The sequence below is a fragment of the Brucella sp. IR073 genome (genome assembly GCF_049065735.1).
Taxonomy (GTDB): domain Bacteria; phylum Pseudomonadota; class Alphaproteobacteria; order Rhizobiales; family Rhizobiaceae; genus Paramesorhizobium.
Window position 1 is genome coordinate 18,413 of sequence record NZ_JBAKHD010000006.1, and the last position, 21,388, is coordinate 39,800.

Below are 21,388 nucleotides of genomic sequence, written 5' to 3' on the forward strand. Positions count from 1 at the left end.
CCGATGAAGACACTCCTTCAGGCAACGCTCGCCCTCAGCCTCGCGGCTTCGCCCGCTGGGGCGGCGGAACTCACCATCATGACTGCCGGCGACCAGAACATGGTCGACTACGTCAACAATTACCTCGGGCCGCTTTTCGAAAAAGAGAACCCCGGCAACACCGTGCGCGTCGTCGGCACCGGTCCGGGCGATGCCGGCTCGCAGAAGATCGTCGAGCGCTTCGAGGCGCAGACGCAAGCCGGCGCCAAGGTCTGGGATACGGACGTTGCCGTCGCCCATGAAAAATTCGTCGGCCCGATGGTCGAGGGCGGCTATCTGGACGCCTATCGCGACCGCATCTCCACCGGCAAGCTGGTGACGCGCGCCAATGCCGACAAGGTGCTGGGTGCCGATGTGCGCGGCTATGTCATGCCGATGTTCAACAGCCAGACGGCAATTGCCTATAACCCGGCGCTCGTTCCGAACCCGCCCAAGAGCTATGCGGAACTGGCGGAATGGGCGAAGGCCAATCCCAAGCAGTTCGGCTATAACGGCATCAAGGGCGGCGCATCCGGCGTCAGCTTCGTCATGGGCTGGATTTATGCCTTCGGCGACGGTGACGCCAACAAGCTGATGAACGGCCCGTTCGAGGAAGCCGAAACCAAGAAGTGGGACAAGGCTTTCGCCGGCCTCAAGGAATTCACGCAGAACGCCACGCTCACGCCCGGTAATGCCGGTACGCTCGACCTGCTCTCGCGCGGCGAGATCGCCATGGGGCCGGTCTGGGTCGACATGTTCTATTCCTGGCAGGCGAACGGCCAATTGCCGCCCGAGTTCAAGCTGTTCCTCCCCGCCCCCGGAATGCCCGGCCAGCCGATGCATTATGTGATCCCAGCCAATGCGCCCAACAAGGAACTGGCTGAGAAGTTCGTGGAGCTCGCCACCAGCCCGAAGGTGCAGGCCGAAGGCATCGTCAAGCGCTTCAACTGGTATCCCGGCATCGATGCGCAGCATGTCAAGGCGGAGCTGGACGACGCCACCTGGAACAAGCTGTTCGTGGACATCACCCCTGATGACCTCGCCAAGAACGGCAAGCCTTTCCCGATCGCGCCCTATAACAAGGCGATCCTGGAAGCGTATGAGCGGCAAGCGGTGAATTAAGCCAGACGCCCTCCCTTCCCCTTACGGGGAGGGTGGCCCGAAGGGTCGGGTGGGGGTGGTGACGTTTACGCTATTTTCTCCAGCAAAAGCGCACCCGTCACCACCCCCATCCGCCCGCTAACGCGGGCACCTTCCCCGCAAGGGGGAAGGAGACGCCCGGCATCCTAACCGCTCATTTTGAACCCCATGCCCAAATCCCTCCTCGGCCTCCTGCTCGTCCTCCCCGCGCTGGCGGTGATCGTCCTCCTCTTCGTCGTCCCGCTGGGCGCGTCTGTCATCGGCGCGTTTGCGCTTGAAGGGGGCTATGGCCTCGGCAACTTCACCAAGGCGTTCGAGCTTTACACCTCCGACATCATCTTCACAGTCGTCATCGTCAGCCTCTCCACCGCGCTGATCGGCATCTTTTCCATCGCCATCGGAGGCTATCTGACGCTGGGCGAGAACCCGCGCGCGGTGGCGATCCTGCGCTGGCTCTACCGCTGGCCGCTTTTCATCCCCTTCATCGTGGTGGGCCAGATTCTACGGACCTTTCTTGCCAAGAACGGCCTCATGAACAATGTCCTCGTCGCCTCCGGCATCGTCACCCCGTTGCAGGCGATGAGCTTTCTCGACTGGCGCGGCATCGTCATCGCCTTCGTCTGGAAGCAGACGCCCTTCGTCACGCTGCTGGTGGCGGGGGCAATGGCCTCGGTCGACCGTGGCACCATCGAGGCCGCGCGGAATCTTGGCGCTTCGCGCCTGCGCATCCTCACTGAAATCCTCGTTCCGCAAGTCGCGTCCTCGCTGATGGTCGGGCTCATCCTTTCCTTCGTCACTATGATGTCGGTGCTGTCGGTGCCGCTGATGATCAACGCCCAGTCGCCGACCATGCTGACAGCGGACATTGCATTCCGCATCAACGCCTATGGCGATTACGGCCTCGCCAATGCGCTCGGCCTCATCTCGCTGCTGATCACGGTCTGCGCCGCCTGGGCTTACCTGCGCCATAGCATGAGGGAGCGGGCATGAGCCTCAAATGGATACCCCGCGCCCTGCTGCTCGGGCTTCTCGCCTTCATCATCTTCGGGCCGCTCGCCAACCTCCTGCTCTGGACGGTGGCGGAACGGTGGTATTTTCCGCATGCGCTGCCTCTCGATTACGGCTTCAGCTATTGGGAGCGCGTGTTCAGCCCACGCGGCAACGCGCTGGAATCGCTTGCAAATAGCGTGTTCGTGGCGGCGCTGACTGTCATCGTCGCGCTGGCGCTCGCCATTCCCGCCGGCTACGCCCTCGCCCGGCTGAAACTGCCGTTCCGCGCGGCGATCCTGCTCGCCTTCCTCATCCCGCAGGCGTTTCCCAATCTGCCTGTTTATGTGAACATCGCGCGGCTGTTCTATCAGTTCGGCCTCAACGGTACGATCGCCGGTGTCGTCCTCGTCCATGTCACCCATGGCCTCGTCTATGCGGTGTGGATCGCGACAGCTGCCTTCGCGGCGGTGGATAATGAACTGGAGCAGGCGGCCCGCTCGCTCGGGGCAAGCGCCATGCGCGCCTTCCGCGACGTGACCCTGCCGCTTGCCGCACCCGGCCTTCTCGCCAGCGCCATCTTCGTGTTTCTGGAATCGCTCGATGAGTTCACCGGCAGCTATTTCGTCGGCGCGCCGGATGTGAACCTTTTGCCGCTGCTGCTCTATACGGCCAGCGCCGGGGGCAATTACCAGGTGGCGTCGATCACGGCGCTGCTGCTGCTCATCCCCTCCATCGCCTTCATGCTGGTCGTGGAGCGCTTCCTGAAATCGAACGTCTTGTCAAAGGTCGGGCATTGAAAATTTCACCGGTAGAGCAACGCGGTTTTGTCAGCGCCCAGCAGGTCGCCGAACGGGCGGGGGTTTCCCGTTCCGCCGTCTCACGCGCGTTCACGCCGGGCGCGAGCATCGCGGCCGAGACACGCGAGAAGGTGATGCGCGCGGCGGCGGAACTGGGCTATCAGGTCAACGATCTCGCGCGCGGGCTTCTTGCCAATCGCAGCCGGCTGGTCGGCCTCGTCGCCACCAAGCCGGAACTGGGCTTCCGCGCCCATCTGGTGACGGCGCTGACGCGCGGTCTGATCCGGCGCGGCAATGTGCCCCTCCTCATCAACACCGGCAGTTCGGGCGAAGAGGTGCGGGCGGCGGAAACGGCGCTGTTCGGCTACCGTGCCGAGGCGACGATCATCCTTTCCGGCTCCCCGCCCGCTTCCTTCGCTGAGCTTGCCCGCCAGAACGGCCAGCCCCTTGTCATGATCGGCCGCTCGGAGCCCGATTGCGACCATGTGCGCATCGACAATGCCGGTGCGGCGAAGAAGGCGGCGGCGCTGTTCGTGGCGCGGGGTGCGCGGCGGCTCGGCCTTGCGGGCTCGGCTTCCGGCACCCCCAGCATCGTCGAGCGCCAGCGCGCCTTTGTCGATGAGGCGCGGCGGCTCGGCGCTGACGTGACGGTCGCCGCGGGCGGGGATTCCGATTATGCGGGCGGCCAGGAAGCTGCGAAAATCCTGTTCGACCGCCCGGACCGCCCGCAGGCAATCTTCTGCGTCAACGATCTCATTGCCTTCGGCCTCATCGATGCCGCGCGCCATCGTTTCGCGCTGCGTGTGCCTGACGATGTCTCGGTCATCGGCTTCGATGACATACCGGAAGCCGCGTGGGAGGCATACCGCCTCAGCACCTTCCGGCAGGACCCGTCGGAAATCGCCGCCCGCGCCATCGAGCATCTCGACCGCCGCCTCGCCGACCCGCATGCCCCGCCTTCCACCGCCCATCTCGAAGCGGGCTTCATCGAGCGGCAAACCACGCTTGGCGGAATATGATAGAAAGCCCCCGTTCTCCTTGGGAATCACGCCATGAAAATCATCCAGGTTTCCGATCTTCATCTGACCGCGCCGGGCGCGACGCTTTCCGGCATCGACCCGCTCGCACGGCTGGAAGATTGCATCGCCGATTTGAACCGCCATCATGCCGATGCGGACCTCATCGTTTTCTCGGGCGACCTGACGAATAATGGCGAACCTGAAGCCTATGCGGCGCTGAAGGACCGGCTCTCCACTCTCGCCGCCCCCCACCTGTTGATGATGGGCAACCACGACGCCCGCGCCACCTTCCGCGCGGCTTTCCCCGATGCGCCTGGGGAGGACGGCTTCATCCAGTCTTTCACCGATCTGGGCGGGACGAGGGCCATTCTCCTCGACACGCTGGAGGAAGGGCATATTGAGGGGCGTCTATGCGAGAAGCGGCTTGCCTGGCTCGACAGCGTGCTCGCCGGTACGCCAGACGGCGCGCTCATCTTCATACATCATCCGCCCTTCTCTATCGGCATTCCCTCGCTCGACAAATGGCGGCTCGCCGACGCCGAAGCGCTGCGGGATGTGCTGAGCCGCCACTGCAATGTGCGCCACATCTTCGCCGGGCATGTCCATCGCTTCGCCGCAGGAAGCTGGAGCGGCATTCCCTTCGTGACGGTGCGCAGCACTGCCGTACAGTCCGCGCTGCAATTGACTGGGCCGCATAAGCCGAGCTTCGAGGCTCCCGCCTATGCAGTCATTCTTGCCGACAACGAGGATATCATTGTCCACCTGCATGAGTTTCCGTGCAGGGATCGTTCAGCCCCGTAACAGCCGCCCCAAAATCCCTGCCGCGTGCTGAAGCGCCGTGTCCCTGGCGCGGCGCTTGTGCCAGGCCAGATGAAGCGTGAAGCCGGGGACAGGGATAGGCGGAGCGAAGGTTGTGAGCGTACCCGCCGGTACGCAGCGCGAGGGCAGCATCGCAATCATATCAGAGCCTTGCAGGAGCGGCGGCACCATCTGGAAGTTCGGCACCACCAGCCCGACGCGCCGTGCGAGGCCATGCCGGGAGAGCTCCGCATCGAGCGGCGAGCGCACATCGCCCTTTCCGGAAACCAGAATGTGCGGATAGGTGAGCCATCGCTCGAGGCTGAAATCTTTCGCCGCCGGATGATCTTCGCGCATGGCGACGACATAATGCTCGTGCAGCAGTTCTTCGCGGTGAAGATCGTCCTCCACCGGCGGGAAAACTGAGATTGCCAGATCGCTCGTCCCGCCGGTCAGCGCCTCACGCGCCGCATCCGCCCCATGCCAGGGCTGGATGATGAGATCGATGCAGGGGGCCGACCTTTGCAAGTCCTGCTGCAGCGGGACGATGACAAACCGCGCCGGAGAATCCGCCATGGTGATCCGCAAGGTCTGTCTGATATCGCGGAGCGGTATTTCCGGCGCGTCGATAAGCCCCGCCGCGTCCGCAAGCAGCGATTTCAGCGGCGACCGCAATGCCTCCGCCTTTGGGGTGAGGCGCATGATGCCGCGTCCTCGCTCCAGGAGATCGTCACGAAAGAGATGGCGGCAACGCTGCAATGCCGCCGATGTGGCAGGCTGCGAAAGGCCGAGCCGGTCGGCGGCGCGGCTGACATGAGCTTCATCCAGCAGCGCATCGAGGATGACGAGCAGATTGAGATCGATCGAGCGTAAATTCATAAAATGAATAATAGACCATATCGTTAATCGATTGGAGTAATTTCTTCATTCCCTTCATCATGCCTCCATCGCTACATCGAAAGGAGGCAAAAGTGCCGAAAACCCTGATCCTGCTGTTCCACCCCGATCTTTCCCGCTCCAGGGCCAATGCCGCGCTGGCCGACGCGGCACGCGCAATTCCTGATGTCGAGCTTGTCGATATGCAGGCGCTCTATCCCGGTGACATCGACCTCTTCGGGGATGGCGAGCGGGAAGCGGCACGGCTGCTCGCGACCGACCGGATCGTGCTGCAATTCCCGGTGCAATGGTATTCCACCCCGCCGCTGCTCAAGGCCTGGCAGGATGCGGTGCTCACCCGCATGTTCTACATCGCCTATGAGGCGGAAGGCCGCGCGCTCGAGGGTACGCCGCTGCTCATCGCCGCGACGGCGGGCAATGTGCCGGAGGCCTATCGCCCCGGCGGACGCAACATGTTCGCCATGGAAGATCTGTTCGCCCCTCTGCGCGCAACGGCGAACCGCTGCGGACTCGGCTGGACCAAGCCCTTCGTGCTCTATCAGGCCGACAAGCTGGATGCCGAAGCGCTGAAAGATGCCGCAGCCCAGTACGTTTCGGCTCTGCGCGACTGGATCGAGACGACACCCGCACGGCAGAGCAAGGCGGCGTGATCAGCTCCCCGCCCGCGCCACCCAGCGGTGCCAATCCTCGACGCTGCCGTTAAAGGCGTTGAGATCGATCTTGCCGTCCACGCCATGCGACAGGCCCGAGCCGGAATATTGCCAGAACAGCCATTTACGGCCCGGATAGACCTTGGAAGGATGCGCGGCGACCGAGCGGAGCCAGAAGGGATAATCGAGGAATTCGCCCCTCAGATTGTCGCGATAGAAATCGGGCGCAGTGTAAATGATGGGGCGCTGGCCGTAATGGCGCTCCAGCTTCTCCATGAAGACCTTCATCTTCTCCAGCACGCGCTTGCGCGAGATGCGCTGGCTGCAGCGGGATTCGCCGTTCCATTCGACGTCGATGACCGGCGGCAGCGCGCCTTCCACCTTCGGCACGTTGCGGATGAACCAGTCGGCCTGCTCGCCCGCGGTACGGCACCAATAGAAGAAATGATAGGCGCCGCGCTTCAGTCCGGCCTCATGCGCCCTGCGCCAGTTCTTCCTGAACATCGGGTCGAGATGGTCGCCGCCATCGGTCGCCTTGATATAGGCGAAGTTGGCGCCCTGCGAGCGCAGCTTCTCCCAGTCAATTTCGCCTTGCCAGCGCGAGACATCGACGCCGTGCACGGGGAGCGCTTTGGGAGAGGCGCGGCCGAAATTGATCGGCTTGGCGTCACGGAAACGGCGGCTATAGACGCGGCTGCGCTCGACCGGCCCCGAGGGCTTTTCCGGCACCACGAAAGCGACGGACTCCACCTTGGGCCGCGGCTCTGGCACCCGGACGGGCGGCGCGGGCATGACGGGCGCCGCCACGGGCGTCACCAGCGCCATCTCCTGCTGCTGCGGCTGCGCAACCGGGGCGGGCGGCACCGGAGCGGGCGGCGTGACATCAACCGGCGGCGTGATGGAACTTGTCGTCTCAAGCGATGGGCGCGCCACGAGTTCGTCCAAGCCGTCGCTCGTCGATGAGCAGCCGGCCAGAACCATGCAGATAGGCACTATGGCCGACATGCCGGGAAAACGCATGGAACCCTTTACGCAATACAAGAATAAGATCCAATCCCAAGGCCCCATAACGCCGGAGCCTCCTTCAGCAATTGCTAAAGCCAAATTCCAAATAAAGATTGAATCGAATTTTAACTTTTAGCTCGTTCTGCCGATTCCCCCTGCGGACATGCGAAAGCCCGCTCCGTTTCATCTCACTGTTACATCCGGCTTCTACAGATTGGAAACGCTCTAAATGGGGGCAGTTTTTACGTTGAGGATAGCCAGATGAACGAGACCGTTTCACAGCAAGCCCTGTTCAAGACAAGTCAGCTTGAGGAAGCCGACAGCGCGCCGCGCAACCCGACCGACAACCCGACCATGGGTGAGATCATCACCAAGCGCTTTTCGCGCCGTGGCTTTCTCCAGGGCTCGCTGGCGGTATCGGCCATTGCAATGACGGTGAGCCCGCTGGCGCTCATGGCCGCCGACGATGCCAAGGCGGCAGGCAACGGCTCCGCCTTCACCTTCAAGGAAGTCGAGGCGGGCGTGGATGACAAGCACCATGTCGCGGAAGGCTATGACGCCGACGTGCTCCTGCGCTGGGGCGATCCGCTCTTCCCCGATGCGCCCGCTTTCGACCCGACGAAGCAGACGGCTGACGCGCAGGCCAAGCAGTTCGGCTATAACAACGACTATGTCGGCTATATCCCGCTCGACGGCTCCTCGACGCACGGCCTGCTCGTGGTCAACCACGAATACACCAACCCGCATCTGATGTTCCCCGGCCTCGTCACCGTTGCCGATGGCAAGATCAAGCAGAACGCGCTGACCAAGGACCAGGTCGATGTCGAAATGGCTGCCCATGGCGGCACGATCGTCGAGATCAGGAAGGTGGACGGCAAGTGGCAGCCGGTGCTGGACGGCAAATATAACCGCCGCATTACTGCCAATACCGAGATGCAGCTTTCCGGTCCTGCCGCCGGCCATGACCGTCTCAAGACCAAGGCCGACCCGACCGGCACCAAGGTGTTCGGCACGATCAACAATTGCGCCGGTGGTGTGACGCCCTGGCATACCTACATCATGGCCGAGGAAAACATTCACGGCTATTTCAGCGGCGAACTGCCGGCCGATCACCCCGAAGCCGCCAATTACAAGCGCATGGGCATTCCCGAGGGCGCTTATGAATGGGCGAATTTCTACGACCGCTTCGATCTTTCCAAGGAGCCGAACGAGCCGAACCGCTTCGGCTGGGTGGTCGAAGTCGACGCTCTCGACCCGACCTCCACGCCGAAGAAGCGCACCGCGCTTGGCCGCGTCAAGCATGAGGGCGCCGAGTCGATCGTCAACAAGGATGGCCGTGTGGTCTTCTATCTCGGCGATGACGAGCGCTTCGACTATGTCTACAAATTCGTCACTGCGGGCAAGTTCAATCCGGATGACCGCAAGGCCAATATGGACCTGCTCGATGAGGGCACGCTCTATGTCGCCAAGTTCTCCGAGGACGGCACGGTCGAGTGGCTGCCGCTCACCTTCGGCCAGGGCCCGCTGACCGCCGAAAACGGCTTCAAGAGCCAGGCCGATGTGCTGATCGAGACCCGCCGCTCCGCCGATTTGCTCGGCGCGACCAAGATGGACCGCCCGGAAGACGTCCAGCCCAATGGCGTCAACGGCAAGGTCTATGTGATGCTGACCAACAACACCAAGCGTACGGACGAGCAGGTGGACGCCGCCAATCCGCGCGCCAAGAACGCCTTCGGCCACATCATCGAGATCGCCGAAGACGGTGGCGACTTCGCGGCCACCAAGGGCAAGTGGGAAGTGCTGCTGAAATGCGGCGATCCCTCGGTTGCGGAAGTCGGCGCAACGTTCTCGACCGATACGACCAAGAACGGCTGGTTCGGCATGCCCGATAATTGCGCTGTCGACTCCGCCGGACGTCTCTGGGTCTCCACCGACGGCAACAACAACAAGCAGACCGGCCGCACCGATGGTCTTTGGGCTGTGGACACCGAAGGCGGCGCGCGCGCCACGTCGAAGCTCTTCTTCCGCGTGCCCGTCGGCGCCGAAATGTGCGGCCCGCTCTTCACGCCTGATGATGAGACAGCCTTCGTCGCGGTTCAGCATCCCGCCGATGGCGGCGAGGACTGGGAAGGCCACGGCCGCCCGTCCTATTACGAAGACCTCTCGACCCGCTGGCCGGATTTCCGCAACGACATGCCGACGCGCCCGTCCGTGGTGGCGATTACCAAGCAGGGCGGCGGGAAGATCGCGGTTTAAGCTTGGCACCCCCTCCCCCTTGCGGGGAGGGTGGCCCGAAGGGTCGGGTGGGGGTGGTGACGTTTGCGCTCCGGTTTTCGAAGCAAGCACCAACGTCACCACCCCCATCCGCCCGCGAGAGCATTTTGTTTTTAGACGGAAGCAACAAAGCTTCCTTTATAGATGGTGACAACTTCGCCGTAGAGGAATGGATCCCAGTGACAAGCACTGGGATGACGAGGTGGAGAGGTTTTCGCCCAACTGGACAACGGTTGTGGCAGATGGAACGGTTGGAGATTATCTGGAACAGCCATCCCATCCGTCATCCCAGTGCTTGTCACTGGGATCCATTCCTCTACCTATCCATTACAACTACGGTCAAAATGCTATTCAGGTGATTCCATAACAACACAACTTGCTCTAGCGCAGGCACCTTCCCCGCAAGGGAGAGGGAAGGTGTCGGTGCTACTCCGCCGCCTCACTCACCGCCCGCCGCGTATCCAGTATCGCCCGGATCTCAGCCCGGCATGACCCGCAATTGGTCCCGGCCTTGAGCGCCGCGCCGATTGCCTCCACCGAACCGCAGCCGCCATCGATAGCCGCCGTGATCTGGTTGATGCCGACCGAAAAGCACGAGCAGACGATAGCGCCGATATCCGGCTGATCCGCCCCGGGCCGCCCTGCCAATATGCCCAAGCGCCGTCGCGCCTCGCCATGCGCCGCGCCAAGCTGCGCCACGGCCCAGCTGCGCGAAACGGCCACCGGGCTTCTCGCGGCGTAAAAGGAAAGCATCAACCTGTCGCCGTCGAAGAAGGCGATACGCCGGTCGCCGGTCTCCCGGTCGTGATAGGCGAGCGCGGAGAGCGCTTCGGGGAGTTGCCAGGTTTCCCGGCACCATGCCTCCCAATTCTCCGGCGCTTCAGCAAACGCGCATTCCATGCGGAAACCGTGCTCAACCTTGGCAAACGCGAAATAATCCGCATTGACGACATTCGGCCTGTGCACCGAAACCGCGAAGCCATAATAGCCCGCATCATAAGACACCATCGACACCGCCACATGCTTCAACGCGGGCTGCCCGGACACCGGGTCCGTCACCGGCGGCACCAGAGCATCGACGCGGGCATTGGAGGCGAACTGGTCCGTCCAGTGCATCGGCACAAACGCCGCCCCGCGCGACTGGCGGGTGGTGATCAGCGCGCGGACGAGGATCTGGCCGTGGGGGCTGGTGACCCGCACCAGCGTGGCATCGGTAATGCCCAGTCTTTTCGCGTCAGCAGGATTTATCTCCGCGAAAGGCTCGGCGAGATGGGCGGAAAGCCGGGCGCTTTTGCCTGTCCGGGTCATGGTGTGCCACTGATCGCGAATCCGGCCAGTGTTGAGTACCAGCGGATACGCCGGGTTGATGCGCTCCGTTGCAGCGGATCGAACGGGGATGAAGCGGGCTTTGCGGTCGGGGTGGTAGAAATGACCGTTGGCGAAGAAGCGGATGGGGTGGCGCTCACCTCCCTCGGCCCTGCCGGGCATCTCCCTTTCAAGGGGGGAGATTACGCCGTCATGGACGCTCGGCACCAATCGCTGGCGTTGCAAGGTGAAGATAGAGCGTCGTGTCACCCGATCTCCCTCCTTGAGGGGGAGATGGCCGGCAGGCCAGAGGGGGGGGTCTCGCACCGGCGCTGGCCATTGAAACGGCTGCAAACGATCATAGCTCTCCCCTTGAATCGTCGCATACCCCCCGATATCGAAATCCCGCTCGCCCTCATTCTCAAACGCCGACAGCGCCGCATGTTCGGCAAAAATCTCCGCCGGGCTTTCAAAATCGAACGCCTCGCCAAAACCCATCCGAACCGCGACATCGCAAATGATCCGCCAATCCGCGCGCGCCTCGCCGGGAGCCTCAAGAAACGGCCGTTGCCGCGAAATCCGCCGCTCGGAATTGGTGACAGTGCCGTCTTTCTCTCCCCAGCCCAGGGCGGGCAACAGCACATGCGCATATTGCGTCGTGTCCGTGTCCCGCACGATGTCTGAAACCACCACGAACGGGCATTTACGAAGAGCGTCCGCCACCGCATCGGCATCCGGCATCGACACCACCGGATTGGTGCCCATGATCCAGAGCGCCTTGATCCGCCCATCGGCCACGGCCTTGAACAGCTCGACCGCCTTCAAGCCCTGCTTGTCCGCAATCACGGGCGCGTTCCAGAAGCGCTGGACCTTTTCCCGATGCTCGGGGTTCTCGATCGCCATATGCGCGGCGAGCATATTGGCGAGGCCGCCGACTTCGCGTCCGCCCATGGCGTTGGGCTGGCCGGTCAGCGAGAACGGTCCCATGCCCGGACGCCCGATGCGCCCCGTCGCCAGATGGCAATTGAGGATGGCGTTGACCTTGTCGGTGCCCGAAGAGGACTGGTTTACCCCCTGGCTATAGCAGGTTACCACCCTCTCGGTCGCCTCGAACACCCTGTAAAACGCCTCGATATCCCCCTCCGAAAGGCCGGTCAGGGAGGTAATATCCCCCTCACTCGCCTGTGCCGCAGCCAAAGCCTCGGCGAAGCCGTTGGTGTGCTCGCGGATGAAATCCTCATCCAGCGCCGCGCTGCGGGCAAGATAGGCCAGCAATCCGTTGAACAGCGCCACGTCGCCATCGGCAAGGATTTCCAGATGCATATCCGCGATGTCGCAGGTCATCGTCCGGCGCGGATCGATGACCACGATCTTCATCTCCGGCCGCTTCTGCTTCGCCGCTGCAAGGCGCTGGTAAAGCACCGGATGACACCAGGCGAGGTTCGAGCCGGTGAGGATGACGAGATCGGCCAGTTCCAGATCCTCATACACCCCCGGCACCGTATCCGAGCCGAAAGCCCGCCGGTGTCCCGCCACCGACGAGGCCATGCAGAGCCGCGAATTGGTGTCGATATTGGCCGAGCCGATGAAGCCTTTCATCAGCTTGTTGGCGACGTAATAATCCTCGGTCAGCAATTGGCCGGAGACGTAGAAGGCGACCGAGTCCGGTCCGTGCTCATGTATTGCGTCGGAGAATTTCCGGGCCACGAGATCGAGCGCCTCGTCCCAATCCGCCCGCGTGCCGCAAACTTCAGGATAAAGCAGCCGCCCGTCGAGATCGATCGTCTCGGCCAGCGCCGAGCCCTTGGAGCAGAGCCGGCCAAAATTTGCCGGGTGCTCCGGGTCGCCGCGCACACTGACCGCGCCATTGTCCGAGACATCAGCGATCACGCCGCAGCCGACGCCGCAATAGGGACAGGTGGTTTTGACCTCACACATGAGCAATCTGCCCCCTCATCCTCAAAAGCTGCATGACTTGAAAAACTGCGGATAAGTGTGTATATAAATGCGCATCAATGGAGAGCTGGATGGAACGGAACAGCCGCAAGATCATCCAGCGCCTCAAGGACGAAGGCTTCGATCTCATCGCGGTCAGCGGGTCACACCATAAGTTCCGCAAGGGTGATAAAACGGTGATCGTGCCCCATCCGAAATAGGACCTGCCGCTGGGAACAGCCCGCAACATTGCCCGGCAGGCCGGCTGGCTGTGAAGCGAAAGGAAAATGGCACTATGCGCAACTATCTCGCGGTCGTTCACAAGGACCCGGACAGTGCTTTCGGAATTTCCTTTCCGGATATTCCCGGCGTCTTTTCGGCTTCTGATACCGAGGAAGACATGATCGGCAATGCCATCGAGGCCTTGCGGCTCTGGGCCGAAGATGAAGCACTGCCTGCCCCTTCCCCGATAGAGAAAATTCTGCGGCGAGACGATGTCCGAGCCGAACTGGCCGAAGGCGCGTTCCTGATCCGGGTTCCGCTGATCGAGGACGACACGCGTGTCGTCCGAGCCAATGTCACTTTCGAGGCGGGAACCTTGCGCGCAATCGACGAAGCCGCCGCCAGGCGCGGTTTGAGCCGCTCCGCTTTTCTGGCCAGTTGCGCGCGCAAGGAGATTGAGGCGGCTGGCTGACATTATTCAGCCGCCGCCAGCATCAGGTTTTCAAGCGCGATGGAAAGCTTGCCGCCCTCGTTGCGCACCGGAATGGTCCGCACCGCGCCCTCATCGGCGCCAAGCGCCCTGCCCGATTCCAGCGAGATCACCCAATTATGCAGAGGGCAGGTAACCGCCCGGCCGTGGACGATGCCCTGACTCAGCGGTCCGCCCTTGTGTGGGCAATGGTCTTCGATGGCGAAGACCTCGTTTTCCGCCGTGCGGAACACCGCGATCTTGCCCTGCGGGGTTTTCACGCAGCGTGCGCCGCGCAAGGGAATGTCGGAAAGCGTGCCGATTTCGATCCAGTTCATGTCCATCTCCGTCACTCAGCCGCTCCCGCAAATTCCACCGTCGCCATCGGCTTGAACTCGTGCTTGTCCTTGCCCGAAACGCGCTCGGACCAGGGGTCGACCTGGGCGAATTTCTGGGAGAAGACGAAGCGGTCGTAAAAGGCCTTGCGCCGCTCCTTGTCGTCGAGAATCTGACGGCGGATTTCGTCATAGCCGACGCGCTTGGCCCATTTATAGATGCGCTCCAGATAGCGGGCCTGCTCGCGATACATCTGCGTCAGCGCCACGATCACCTCCAGCGCCTCATCCTCGGTCGAGACGAGCCCAAGCTTTTCCGTGCCCTTGATGTCGAGGCCCGCGGCACCGGCAAAATGAATCTCGAAGCCTGAATCGACGCAGATGACGCCGATATCCTTGCAGGTCGCCTCGGCGCAATTCCGGGGACAGCCGGAAACCGCCATTTTCAGCTTGGCCGGCGTCCATGAGCCCCACATGAACTTTTCGATGCGGATGCCGAGGCCGGTGGAATCCTGCGTGCCGAAGCGGCACCAGTCGGAGCCGACGCACGTCTTCACCGTGCGCAGCCCCTTGGCATAGGCCTGACCCGAGACGAAACCGGCCTTGCCGAGATCGGCCCAGACGGCGGGCAAATCCTCCTTCTCGATGCCGAGCAGGTCGATGCGCTGCCCGCCCGTCACCTTCACCAGCGGCACGTTGAACTTATCGACCACATCGGCAATGGCGCGCAGTTCGGCGGCGTTGGTCACCCCGCCCCACATACGCGGCACGACCGAATAGGTGCCGTCCTTCTGGATATTGGCATGGACGCGCTCATTGATGAAGCGCGACTGGTAATCGTCGGCATATTCATCCGGCCAGTCGCAGACGAGATAATAGTTGAGCGCCGGGCGGCACTTGGCGCAGCCGCAGGAGGTCTTCCATTCCAGTTCCTGCATGACCGCCGGAATGGTCTTCAGCTTCTTGGCCTTGATGAGACGGCGCACATCGTCATGGCCGAGATCGGTGCAGGTGCACATCGGCTGGACGGCGGCGGGGTTGTATTTGTCGCCCAGCGTCAGCTTCATCAGCTGCTCGACAAGCCCGGTGCAGGAGCCGCAGGAGGCGGAAGCCTTGGTATGCGCCCGGACGTCGTCCAGCGAAGTCAGGCCCTTTTCATTGATCGTGCCGACGATCTTGCTCTTGCACACGCCGTTACAGCCACAGATTTCCGCCTCATCCGGCAAGGCTGCAACGGCCGCCATAGGGTCCAGCGGGGCTCCTCCCTGATAAGCCTGGCCGAAGATAAGCGTGTCGCGCATATCGGAGACATCGGTTCCCTTGCGCAGCATGTCGAAGAACCAGGCGCCATCACCGGTCTCGCCGTAGAGCACCGCGCCGAGAATGCGGTTTTCCTTCAGCACCAGTCGCTTGTAGATGCCGGCGCTGGCGTCACGCAACACGATTTCCTCGCGGTCGGGCGCGTCGGCGAAATCGCCGGCGGAGTACAGGCTGACGCCGGTCACTTTCAGCTGCGTCGCCGTCTCGACGGGACGGAACGCCGCCGCCTCGCCCACCAGCGTCTTCGCCGCCACCTTCGCCATGTCATAGAGCGGCGCGACGAGACCGTAGCAAATGCGCTCATGCTCGACACATTCGCCGATGGCGAGGATGTCCGGGTCGGAAGACACCATCTGGTCGTTGACGACGATGCCGCGCTCGACATAGAGCCCCGCATCATTGGCTATACGCACTTCAGGCCGGATACCGACCGCCATCACCACCAGATCGGCCGGGTAAATCGTGCCGTCATCGAGCAGCACACCCTCGACATGGGTCGTGCCGAGGATCGCCTGCGTCTGCGCCTTGCAATGCACCTTGATGCCGCGGCCTTCCAGCTCCTTTTGCAACAGATACCCTGCCGCCGGGTCGAGCTGGCGCTCCATCAGATGCCCCATCAAATGGAGCACGACCACCTCCATGCCGCGCAGCCGCAGCGCCGCCGCCGCCTCGAGGCCGAGAAGCCCGCCGCCGATCACGACTGCCTTGGCGTTCGGCTTGCCCGCCGCCTCCACCATGGCGTTGACATCGTCAAGATCGCGGAAGGCGCGCACGCCCGGCAGGTCCTTGCCGACGATGGGGATGATGAACGGCGCGGAGCCGGTGGCGACGACGAGCTTGTCATAGGGCGTCTCGCCCCTGGCGGTGAAGATGGTCTTGGCCTTGCGGTCGATCTTCGTCACCGTTTCGCCGAAGCGGCAATTCACACCGTGCCTGGCGTACCATTCGGCATCGTGGGTGACGATCTGCTCATAGGTTTTCTCACCCGCCAGCACCGGCGACAGCATGATGCGGTTGTAGTTGCCGCGTGGCTCCGCCCCGAAGAGCGTCACCTCGAAGCTGTCAGGAGCCGCCTCGAAAAGGTGTTCGAGCATACGGCCCGAAGCCATGCCGCTGCCGATGATGACGAGTTTTTCTGCCATATGTCTATTCCTGTAGATTAAGCCGCCACTGCGGAAGCTGGGTGCTGTTGGCGCTGCATCTGCTTGACCGACAAATGCATCCAGATGAGGGAGGCCGCGACGATTGCGAAGAGCAGCATGAAGCAGCTGGACCAAAGGCCGGTCATGTCCTTGAGAAGGCCGAAGACGATCGGCAGGATGAAGCCGCCGAGGCCGCCCATCATGCCGACAATGCCGCCGACCGCGCCGATGCTATCGGGGTAATAGGCCGGGATGTGCTTGTAGACCGCCGCCTTGCCCAAGCTCATCATGAAGCCGAGCACGAAGATGACGACGATGAAAACGAGCGGCGAGATGCTGGCCGCGGGAAGCGACAGGATGAGCGTCGCCACCGCCGACACCGCGAACATGGCATACATGACGCTGCGCGCGCCCTTTTTGTCCGAGAGCACGCCGCCGAAAGCGCGGAAGATGCTGCCCGGGATGGAATAGGCAGCGGCGATCATGCCGGCGACTTCGAGGTTGAAGCCATAGACGCCGACGAGATAGCGCGGCAGCCACAGCGACAGGGCGACGAAGCCGCCGAAAGCGAAGAAATAATAGAGCGAGAAGCGCCAGACCTGAACATTCCTAAGCGGCGCGAATTCCTGGGCGAAGCTTTTCGGCGCCGTGCTGCGCGAGCGGCGCTCGCGAAACGCCGGATCGTCCGTGGTGGTGAACCAGAAGACCACGGCCATGACCACAAGCGCGGCGGCCCAGATCTCCGCCACCGCCTGCCATCCCCAGGCGACAAGCACGAAGGGCGCGACGAATTTGGTGACGGCCGCGCCGACATTGCCCGCGCCGAAAATGCCAAGCGCGGTTCCCTGCTTTTGCGGCGGGAAGAACGGCGCGACATAGGCAACGCCGACGGCAAAGGAGCCGCCCGCGAGGCCGACGCCGAGACCGGCAATCAGCATCTGCGGATAGGTCGTGGCATAGGAGAGAAGAAACGTCGCCAGCGCCGCCGCCAGCATGGTGAGCGTATAGACGAGACGTCCGCCATAGCGGGTGGTCCAGATGCCAAGCACGATGCGGATGAGCGAGCCGGTCAGGATGGGCGTGCCCACCAGCAGGCCGAACTCGGCTTCGGTAAGATTCAAATCCTGTTTGATGCGAACGCCGATGATCGCGAAGATTGTCCAGACCGCGAAACAGACCGTGAAGGCGAGCGTCGACATCCACAATGCCCTGGCCGGCTCGCTGGCCGGTATCGACTGTGTATCCTTAAGAGTGGTCATGCGCAGGTTCCCCTTGAGCGTGGAATTCGGGCATAAAAAAACGTCGCTTAAGGATCTGGCACTCGGGCTTGGGAGCCCCCGGGTGGCAAAACCTTGCGACGTCGTTGTCTTTGGGTAGAGCGTCTCTTTGGCGCTCCAGCTTGCTCCGATCTCCGTTGACCGAAGCATTTTAAGAGAAGCAAGCAGCGTGCCAGTTTCAAAGGTGAGTTTTAAGCGATTGATTCTTATGGAATAATTCTAAAAATTTGAAAGTGATTGAAAAATAGGCGGCGGTATTTTAGATCATTTTTTAGGCTGGTGAGCGCGGGCGAACCGGGGCGCTGCCGATTCATTGAGCAGATGCAGCATTGGGATGGTCTTGTACTTCCGTTGCCTGATGCCATATGATATATATCCTATATATCAATGGAGAACGCGATGCGCGCCCTTATCGACATGACCGATGCTCAGGTTGAAGCTCTCGATGCTCTTGCCAAGCGGGAGCATCAATCGCGCGCAGCCCTGATCCGCGCGGCGATAGACGATTATCTCGCCCGCCATCGCCGTGAACAGGTCGAGGATGGTTTCGGCTTATGGGGAGAACGCAAAGTCGACGGCATGGCCTATCAGGAGAAGGTGCGCCAGGAATGGTAGGCGCGCTCTTCGACACGAACATCCTCATCGACCATCTAAACGCCTTCCCTCAAGCTCGTACGGAAATCGAGCGTTTCGAAAACCGGGCCATCAGCATCATCACATGGATGGAGGTGATGGTGGGAGCAAATGCCGACCTGATGGAGCCGACCCGGCTTTTCCTTGAAGGCTTCGAGGTGATTGCCCTTGACGATACCATAGCCAACCGTGCGGTGGAGCTGCGGCAAAGGCATCGCATCAAACTGCCCGACGCCGTGATCTGGGCCACGGCGCAAACAGCTGGGCGATTGCTTGTAACGCGCAATATCAAGGATTTTCCGCCTGATAATCCGGGAATACGCGCGCCTTACGTTCTGTAGCGGAGCCTTTTATTCGTGCGACGCGGCAGCCGACTGCACCGTCCCTATCGCAAACTCCGCAACATATTCCTCGATCTTTGCGGGATCGAAGACATGACCGTCGATAAACCCCTCGCCCGGTTCCGCGCCTTCAATGCGCAGGTCATTGTCAGCGGGGGCGGCTTCATGCCCCAGAATTTTGCGATAAAGGTCTGGCCGGTAGGCCGATGCCGCCGCCTCGGCGCCGATCCTGGAGAAGGCCGTCTGTCCCCAGCGGATCATCTGGCTGTAAATCCATAGCGCGTGGCTCGGGCGCGGGTAGTTGGCGTGACCGGCGTGGAAAACAAAATAATCCTCGATGATCCGCTCGCTCCCCTGCGGATCGATGGTGAACCGGCCGGCGAGGACGCGGCGGAGAATATCGACCGGCACCGCCACATAGCGCGGATCGGCCAGTGCTTCCGCCAGCGCATCGCGGTTTTCCGGCTGGCCGCACCAGCGGGCGGCGGCGTCGAGCGCCGTGATGAGGCGAGCCAGCGTCTCCGGCTTGGTTTCCGCCCATTCCGGCCGCATGCCCAGCACCTTTTCCGGCGCGGAAGGCCACAAATCCTGCTTGGTCGCGACGATCCGGCCGACGCCGCGCTCCGAGGCCACCATGTTCCATGGCGCGCCGACGCAGAAGCCGTCGATGGCTCCCGCTTCAAGCGCATCGGAGGTGAGCGGCGGCGGCACGACGACAAGCCGCACATCGGTGTCCGGATCGATCCCGCCCGCGGCGAGCCAATAGCGGAACTCGTAATTGTGGGAGGAAAAGGGATAGGTCATTCCCAGCGTCGGCAGCGGCTCATCCCGCTCCTTCATGCGATGGATGACGCGCGCCAATGCCTTGGCATTTTCGAGCGCATTCTCCGGTTCGGCGAGGCCGCCCTCTTCCTGCATCCGCGCGTAAAGCCGGGTCGAGAGGGTTATCGCATTGCCGCCGCGCCCCAGCGAGAACGGCGCGATGGCAGGCGACGGGTTGGAGCCGAGGCCGAGCATGGAGGCTACGGGCATCGGCGAAAGCATATGCGCGACATCGAACTGGCGGAAGGCGAGCCGGTCGCGAACATTCGCCCAGGAGACTTCTTTGACCAGATCGAGCGCAATCCCCTCGCGCGCCGCAAAGCCGAATTCCACTGCAGCGATAAGCACCGCGCTATCCACCAGCGGAATGAACCCGGCACGAACGACCCGCGCGCCTTCGCTTGCGATCCTCCCCGGCAGCGGCGCGCCCTGCCCCGCCATGTCATGCACCATGCTGTTCACGTCGCTTTCCTCATCGCGTAAGAAGTCCCGCGGCGGTGACGACGCTCTGGGCAATCTCCGCCAGCTTCTTCTTCTCGTTCATGGCCGTCTGGCGCAAGAGCGCAAACGCCTCTTCTTCAGAGAGGTTGCGCATCCGCATCAGAATGCCCTTGGCGCGTTCGACGATCTTACGCTCCTCCAAAGCCGATTTCGCATCCGCCAGCTCGCGCTGGAGACGGCTGAACGCGTTGAACCTGACGACAGCGACATCCAGAATCGGCTTGACGCGCTCCTTTTTTAGCCCATCGACGATATAAGCCGAAACCCCCGCCTCTACCGCCGCCTCGATGGATGCGGAATCGGCGCGGTCGACGAACATGGCGATGGGCCGGCTGACGGAGCGCGTCAGTTGAAACAGGTGCTCCATCATATCGCGGTTGGGGTTCTCGATATCGATGACGATGACGTCAGGCTGCAGCGTCTCGATAATGCGCGCCACGCCCTGCACTTCATGGATGACGGTCACCCGCGCATGTCCGGCCTCACGCAATCCCTCCTCGATAATCGAGGCCCGGATGGCGTTTTCGTCGATCACCAGAATGGTAAGGTCGCGATGCAGCATGATTCATTCATGCCGCAGGAGCCATATTTTCGCAATGCAATATTGCCGAAATGATTTGCAATATCGATGCTGCATAAAAAATGGGCGAAGTGACCTATAGCCGTCCGCGGCCCAGGTCACTTCAGCTTCAATGTTCACACAATTCGCGTCTGAATCTCCCCTACCCCGTCAATGCCGCCTTCGATCGTATCGCCGCGCTTGACGGCGCCGACGCCGGCGGGGGTGCCCGCGAAGATCAGATCGCCGGGCTGGAGCGTGAAGAGGCGTGAGAGATAAGAGATCATCTCCGGCACTTTCCAGATCATCTGCGCGAGATCGCCGTTCTGGCGCAGCTCGCCATTGACCTTGGCCCAGATCGCGCCTTTCGACGGGTGACCGATTTGCGCGACTGACACGAGCGGCGTGCAGGGGGCGGAGAGTTCGAAAGCCTTGCCGGTTTCCCACGGACGGCCCAGCTTCTTCGCCTCGCCCTGCAGGTCGCGCCTGGTCATGTCGAGGCCGACGGCATAGCCGAAGACATGGTCGAGCGCCTGCTCCAGGGGAATATCCGTGCCGCCCTTCTCCAGCGCCACCACCAGTTCGATTTCATGGTGGAGATCGTTCGTCTCAGATGGATAAGGCATGTCCTCGCCCGAAAGCAGGATCGAATCCGGGTTCTTCTGGAAGAAGAAGGGCGGCTCGCGGTTGGGGTCATGGCCCATCTCGATGGCGTGATCTGCGAAATTGCGCCCGACGCAATAAATCCGATGCACGGGGAAGAGCGCGTCCGTGCCCTCGATCGGCAGGGTGGGAATGGGCAGCGGCGCAAAGAGATAGTTTTCAGGCATGGACAGAGCTTTCGTTCATGAATGTCGGACGCATCTTTAAAACGCTGAAAGCCCGGATGGAAGCGCTCATACGCAATCGGCCCGGGAACTTTCGATCCCCGGGCCGACA

Annotated in this window: 19 protein-coding genes and 1 pseudogene; 11 read left to right on the top strand and 9 right to left on the bottom strand. The window is 62.2% G+C overall.

Annotated elements, in window-relative coordinates:
* The first annotated feature begins 3 nt into the window (after positions 1-3).
* The 5 genes from ACOWVG_RS14330 to ACOWVG_RS14350 all read left to right on the top strand — a co-directional run bounded on the left by ACOWVG_RS14330 (position 4) and on the right by ACOWVG_RS14350 (position 4,765).
* Positions 4-1,140, top strand: a complete 1,137-nt coding sequence (locus ACOWVG_RS14330; RefSeq protein ID WP_420962926.1) for an extracellular solute-binding protein — start codon at positions 4-6, stop codon at positions 1,138-1,140.
* A gap of 186 nt (positions 1,141-1,326) precedes the next feature.
* Positions 1,327-2,148, top strand: coding sequence for an ABC transporter permease (locus ACOWVG_RS14335; RefSeq protein ID WP_420962927.1), 822 nt, complete (start codon positions 1,327-1,329; stop codon positions 2,146-2,148).
* Entirely contained in the window at positions 2,145-2,945 is an 801-nt protein-coding gene (locus ACOWVG_RS14340; RefSeq protein ID WP_420962928.1) for an ABC transporter permease, read from the top strand. The genes ACOWVG_RS14335 and ACOWVG_RS14340 overlap by 4 nt, the downstream gene beginning before the upstream one ends.
* A gap of 2 nt (positions 2,946-2,947) precedes the next feature.
* The gene (locus ACOWVG_RS14345) at positions 2,948-3,964 is read left to right on the top strand and encodes a LacI family DNA-binding transcriptional regulator (protein WP_420963099.1); all 1,017 of its coding nucleotides are present in this window, start codon (positions 2,948-2,950) and stop codon (positions 3,962-3,964) included.
* Positions 3,965-3,997: 33 nt separating this feature from the next.
* Positions 3,998-4,765 carry a phosphodiesterase gene (locus ACOWVG_RS14350; RefSeq protein WP_420962929.1) on the top strand — a complete coding sequence of 256 codons (768 nt, stop codon included), beginning with the start codon at positions 3,998-4,000 and terminating at the stop codon, positions 4,763-4,765.
* Here the strand turns inward: ACOWVG_RS14350 and ACOWVG_RS14355 are convergent.
* Positions 4,754-5,641, bottom strand: a complete 888-nt coding sequence (locus ACOWVG_RS14355; RefSeq protein ID WP_420962930.1) for a LysR substrate-binding domain-containing protein — start codon at positions 5,639-5,641, stop codon at positions 4,754-4,756. The genes ACOWVG_RS14350 and ACOWVG_RS14355 overlap by 12 nt on opposite strands.
* Positions 5,642-5,733: 92 nt before the next feature.
* On the opposite strand from ACOWVG_RS14355, the gene ACOWVG_RS14360 reads away from it, so the two are divergent.
* Positions 5,734-6,309, top strand: a complete 576-nt coding sequence (locus tag ACOWVG_RS14360; protein ID WP_420962931.1) for an NAD(P)H-dependent oxidoreductase — start codon at positions 5,734-5,736, stop codon at positions 6,307-6,309.
* On the opposite strand, the gene ACOWVG_RS14365 is transcribed toward ACOWVG_RS14360, so the two are convergent.
* On the bottom strand, positions 6,310-7,329 hold the full coding sequence (locus ACOWVG_RS14365; protein ID WP_420962932.1) for a GH25 family lysozyme: 1,020 nt from the start codon (positions 7,327-7,329) through the stop codon (positions 6,310-6,312).
* A gap of 246 nt (positions 7,330-7,575) precedes the next feature.
* Here ACOWVG_RS14365 and ACOWVG_RS14370 point away from each other — a divergent pair, with 246 nt between their 5' ends.
* Positions 7,576-9,570: a PhoX family protein gene (locus tag ACOWVG_RS14370; RefSeq protein WP_420962933.1), complete on the top strand. Its 1,995-nt coding sequence runs from the start codon at positions 7,576-7,578 to the stop codon at positions 9,568-9,570.
* A 444-nt stretch (positions 9,571-10,014) separates the two neighbouring features.
* Here the strand turns inward: ACOWVG_RS14370 and ACOWVG_RS14375 are convergent, their stop codons facing one another.
* Positions 10,015-12,831 carry a molybdopterin-dependent oxidoreductase gene (locus ACOWVG_RS14375; protein ID WP_420962934.1) on the bottom strand — a complete coding sequence of 939 codons (2,817 nt, stop codon included), beginning with the start codon at positions 12,829-12,831 and terminating at the stop codon, positions 10,015-10,017.
* An 89-nt stretch (positions 12,832-12,920) separates the two neighbouring features.
* Here ACOWVG_RS14375 and ACOWVG_RS14380 point away from each other — a divergent pair.
* Both ACOWVG_RS14380 and ACOWVG_RS14385 read left to right on the top strand, forming a co-directional pair.
* Positions 12,921-13,046: pseudogene (locus ACOWVG_RS14380) on the top strand (type II toxin-antitoxin system HicA family toxin); the annotation flags it as partial.
* Between the two features lie 77 nt (positions 13,047-13,123).
* A complete protein-coding gene (locus ACOWVG_RS14385; RefSeq protein WP_420962935.1) occupies positions 13,124-13,522 on the top strand; it encodes a type II toxin-antitoxin system HicB family antitoxin in 399 nt (132 codons plus the stop codon).
* A 2-nt stretch (positions 13,523-13,524) separates the two neighbouring features.
* On the opposite strand, the gene nirD is transcribed toward ACOWVG_RS14385, so the two are convergent.
* The 3 genes from nirD to ACOWVG_RS14400 are packed head-to-tail and all read right to left on the bottom strand — an operon-like array spanning position 13,525 to position 17,575.
* Positions 13,525-13,863 (bottom strand): nitrite reductase small subunit NirD, encoded by a 339-nt coding sequence (nirD, locus tag ACOWVG_RS14390; protein ID WP_420963100.1) that lies wholly within the window; start codon positions 13,861-13,863, stop codon positions 13,525-13,527.
* Between the two features lie 5 nt (positions 13,864-13,868).
* Positions 13,869-16,316, bottom strand: a complete 2,448-nt coding sequence (nirB, locus tag ACOWVG_RS14395; protein ID WP_420962936.1) for a nitrite reductase large subunit NirB — start codon at positions 16,314-16,316, stop codon at positions 13,869-13,871.
* A 17-nt stretch (positions 16,317-16,333) separates the two neighbouring features.
* Positions 16,334-17,575: an MFS transporter gene (locus ACOWVG_RS14400; protein WP_420962937.1), complete on the bottom strand. Its 1,242-nt coding sequence runs from the start codon at positions 17,573-17,575 to the stop codon at positions 16,334-16,336.
* Positions 17,576-17,992: 417 nt separating this feature from the next.
* Between ACOWVG_RS14400 and ACOWVG_RS14405 the strand changes: the two genes are divergently transcribed.
* Both ACOWVG_RS14405 and ACOWVG_RS14410 read left to right on the top strand, forming a co-directional pair.
* Entirely contained in the window at positions 17,993-18,208 is a 216-nt protein-coding gene (locus ACOWVG_RS14405) for a ribbon-helix-helix domain-containing protein (protein WP_420962938.1), read from the top strand.
* Positions 18,202-18,567: a type II toxin-antitoxin system VapC family toxin gene (locus ACOWVG_RS14410; protein ID WP_420962939.1), complete on the top strand. Its 366-nt coding sequence runs from the start codon at positions 18,202-18,204 to the stop codon at positions 18,565-18,567. Before ACOWVG_RS14405 ends, ACOWVG_RS14410 begins: the two co-directional genes overlap by 7 nt.
* Before the next feature lie 9 nt (positions 18,568-18,576).
* Here the strand turns inward: ACOWVG_RS14410 and ACOWVG_RS14415 are convergent, their stop codons facing one another.
* From ACOWVG_RS14415 to ACOWVG_RS14425, 3 genes are all read right to left on the bottom strand, one after another.
* Positions 18,577-19,842 (bottom strand): CmpA/NrtA family ABC transporter substrate-binding protein, encoded by a 1,266-nt coding sequence (locus tag ACOWVG_RS14415; protein WP_420963101.1) that lies wholly within the window; start codon positions 19,840-19,842, stop codon positions 18,577-18,579.
* Between the two features lie 19 nt (positions 19,843-19,861).
* Positions 19,862-20,452, bottom strand: a complete 591-nt coding sequence (locus ACOWVG_RS14420) for an ANTAR domain-containing response regulator (protein WP_420962940.1) — start codon at positions 20,450-20,452, stop codon at positions 19,862-19,864.
* A gap of 134 nt (positions 20,453-20,586) precedes the next feature.
* The gene (locus ACOWVG_RS14425) at positions 20,587-21,279 is read right to left on the bottom strand and encodes a fumarylacetoacetate hydrolase family protein (RefSeq protein WP_420962941.1); all 693 of its coding nucleotides are present in this window, start codon (positions 21,277-21,279) and stop codon (positions 20,587-20,589) included.
* Between the last annotated feature and the right edge of the window lie 109 nt (positions 21,280-21,388).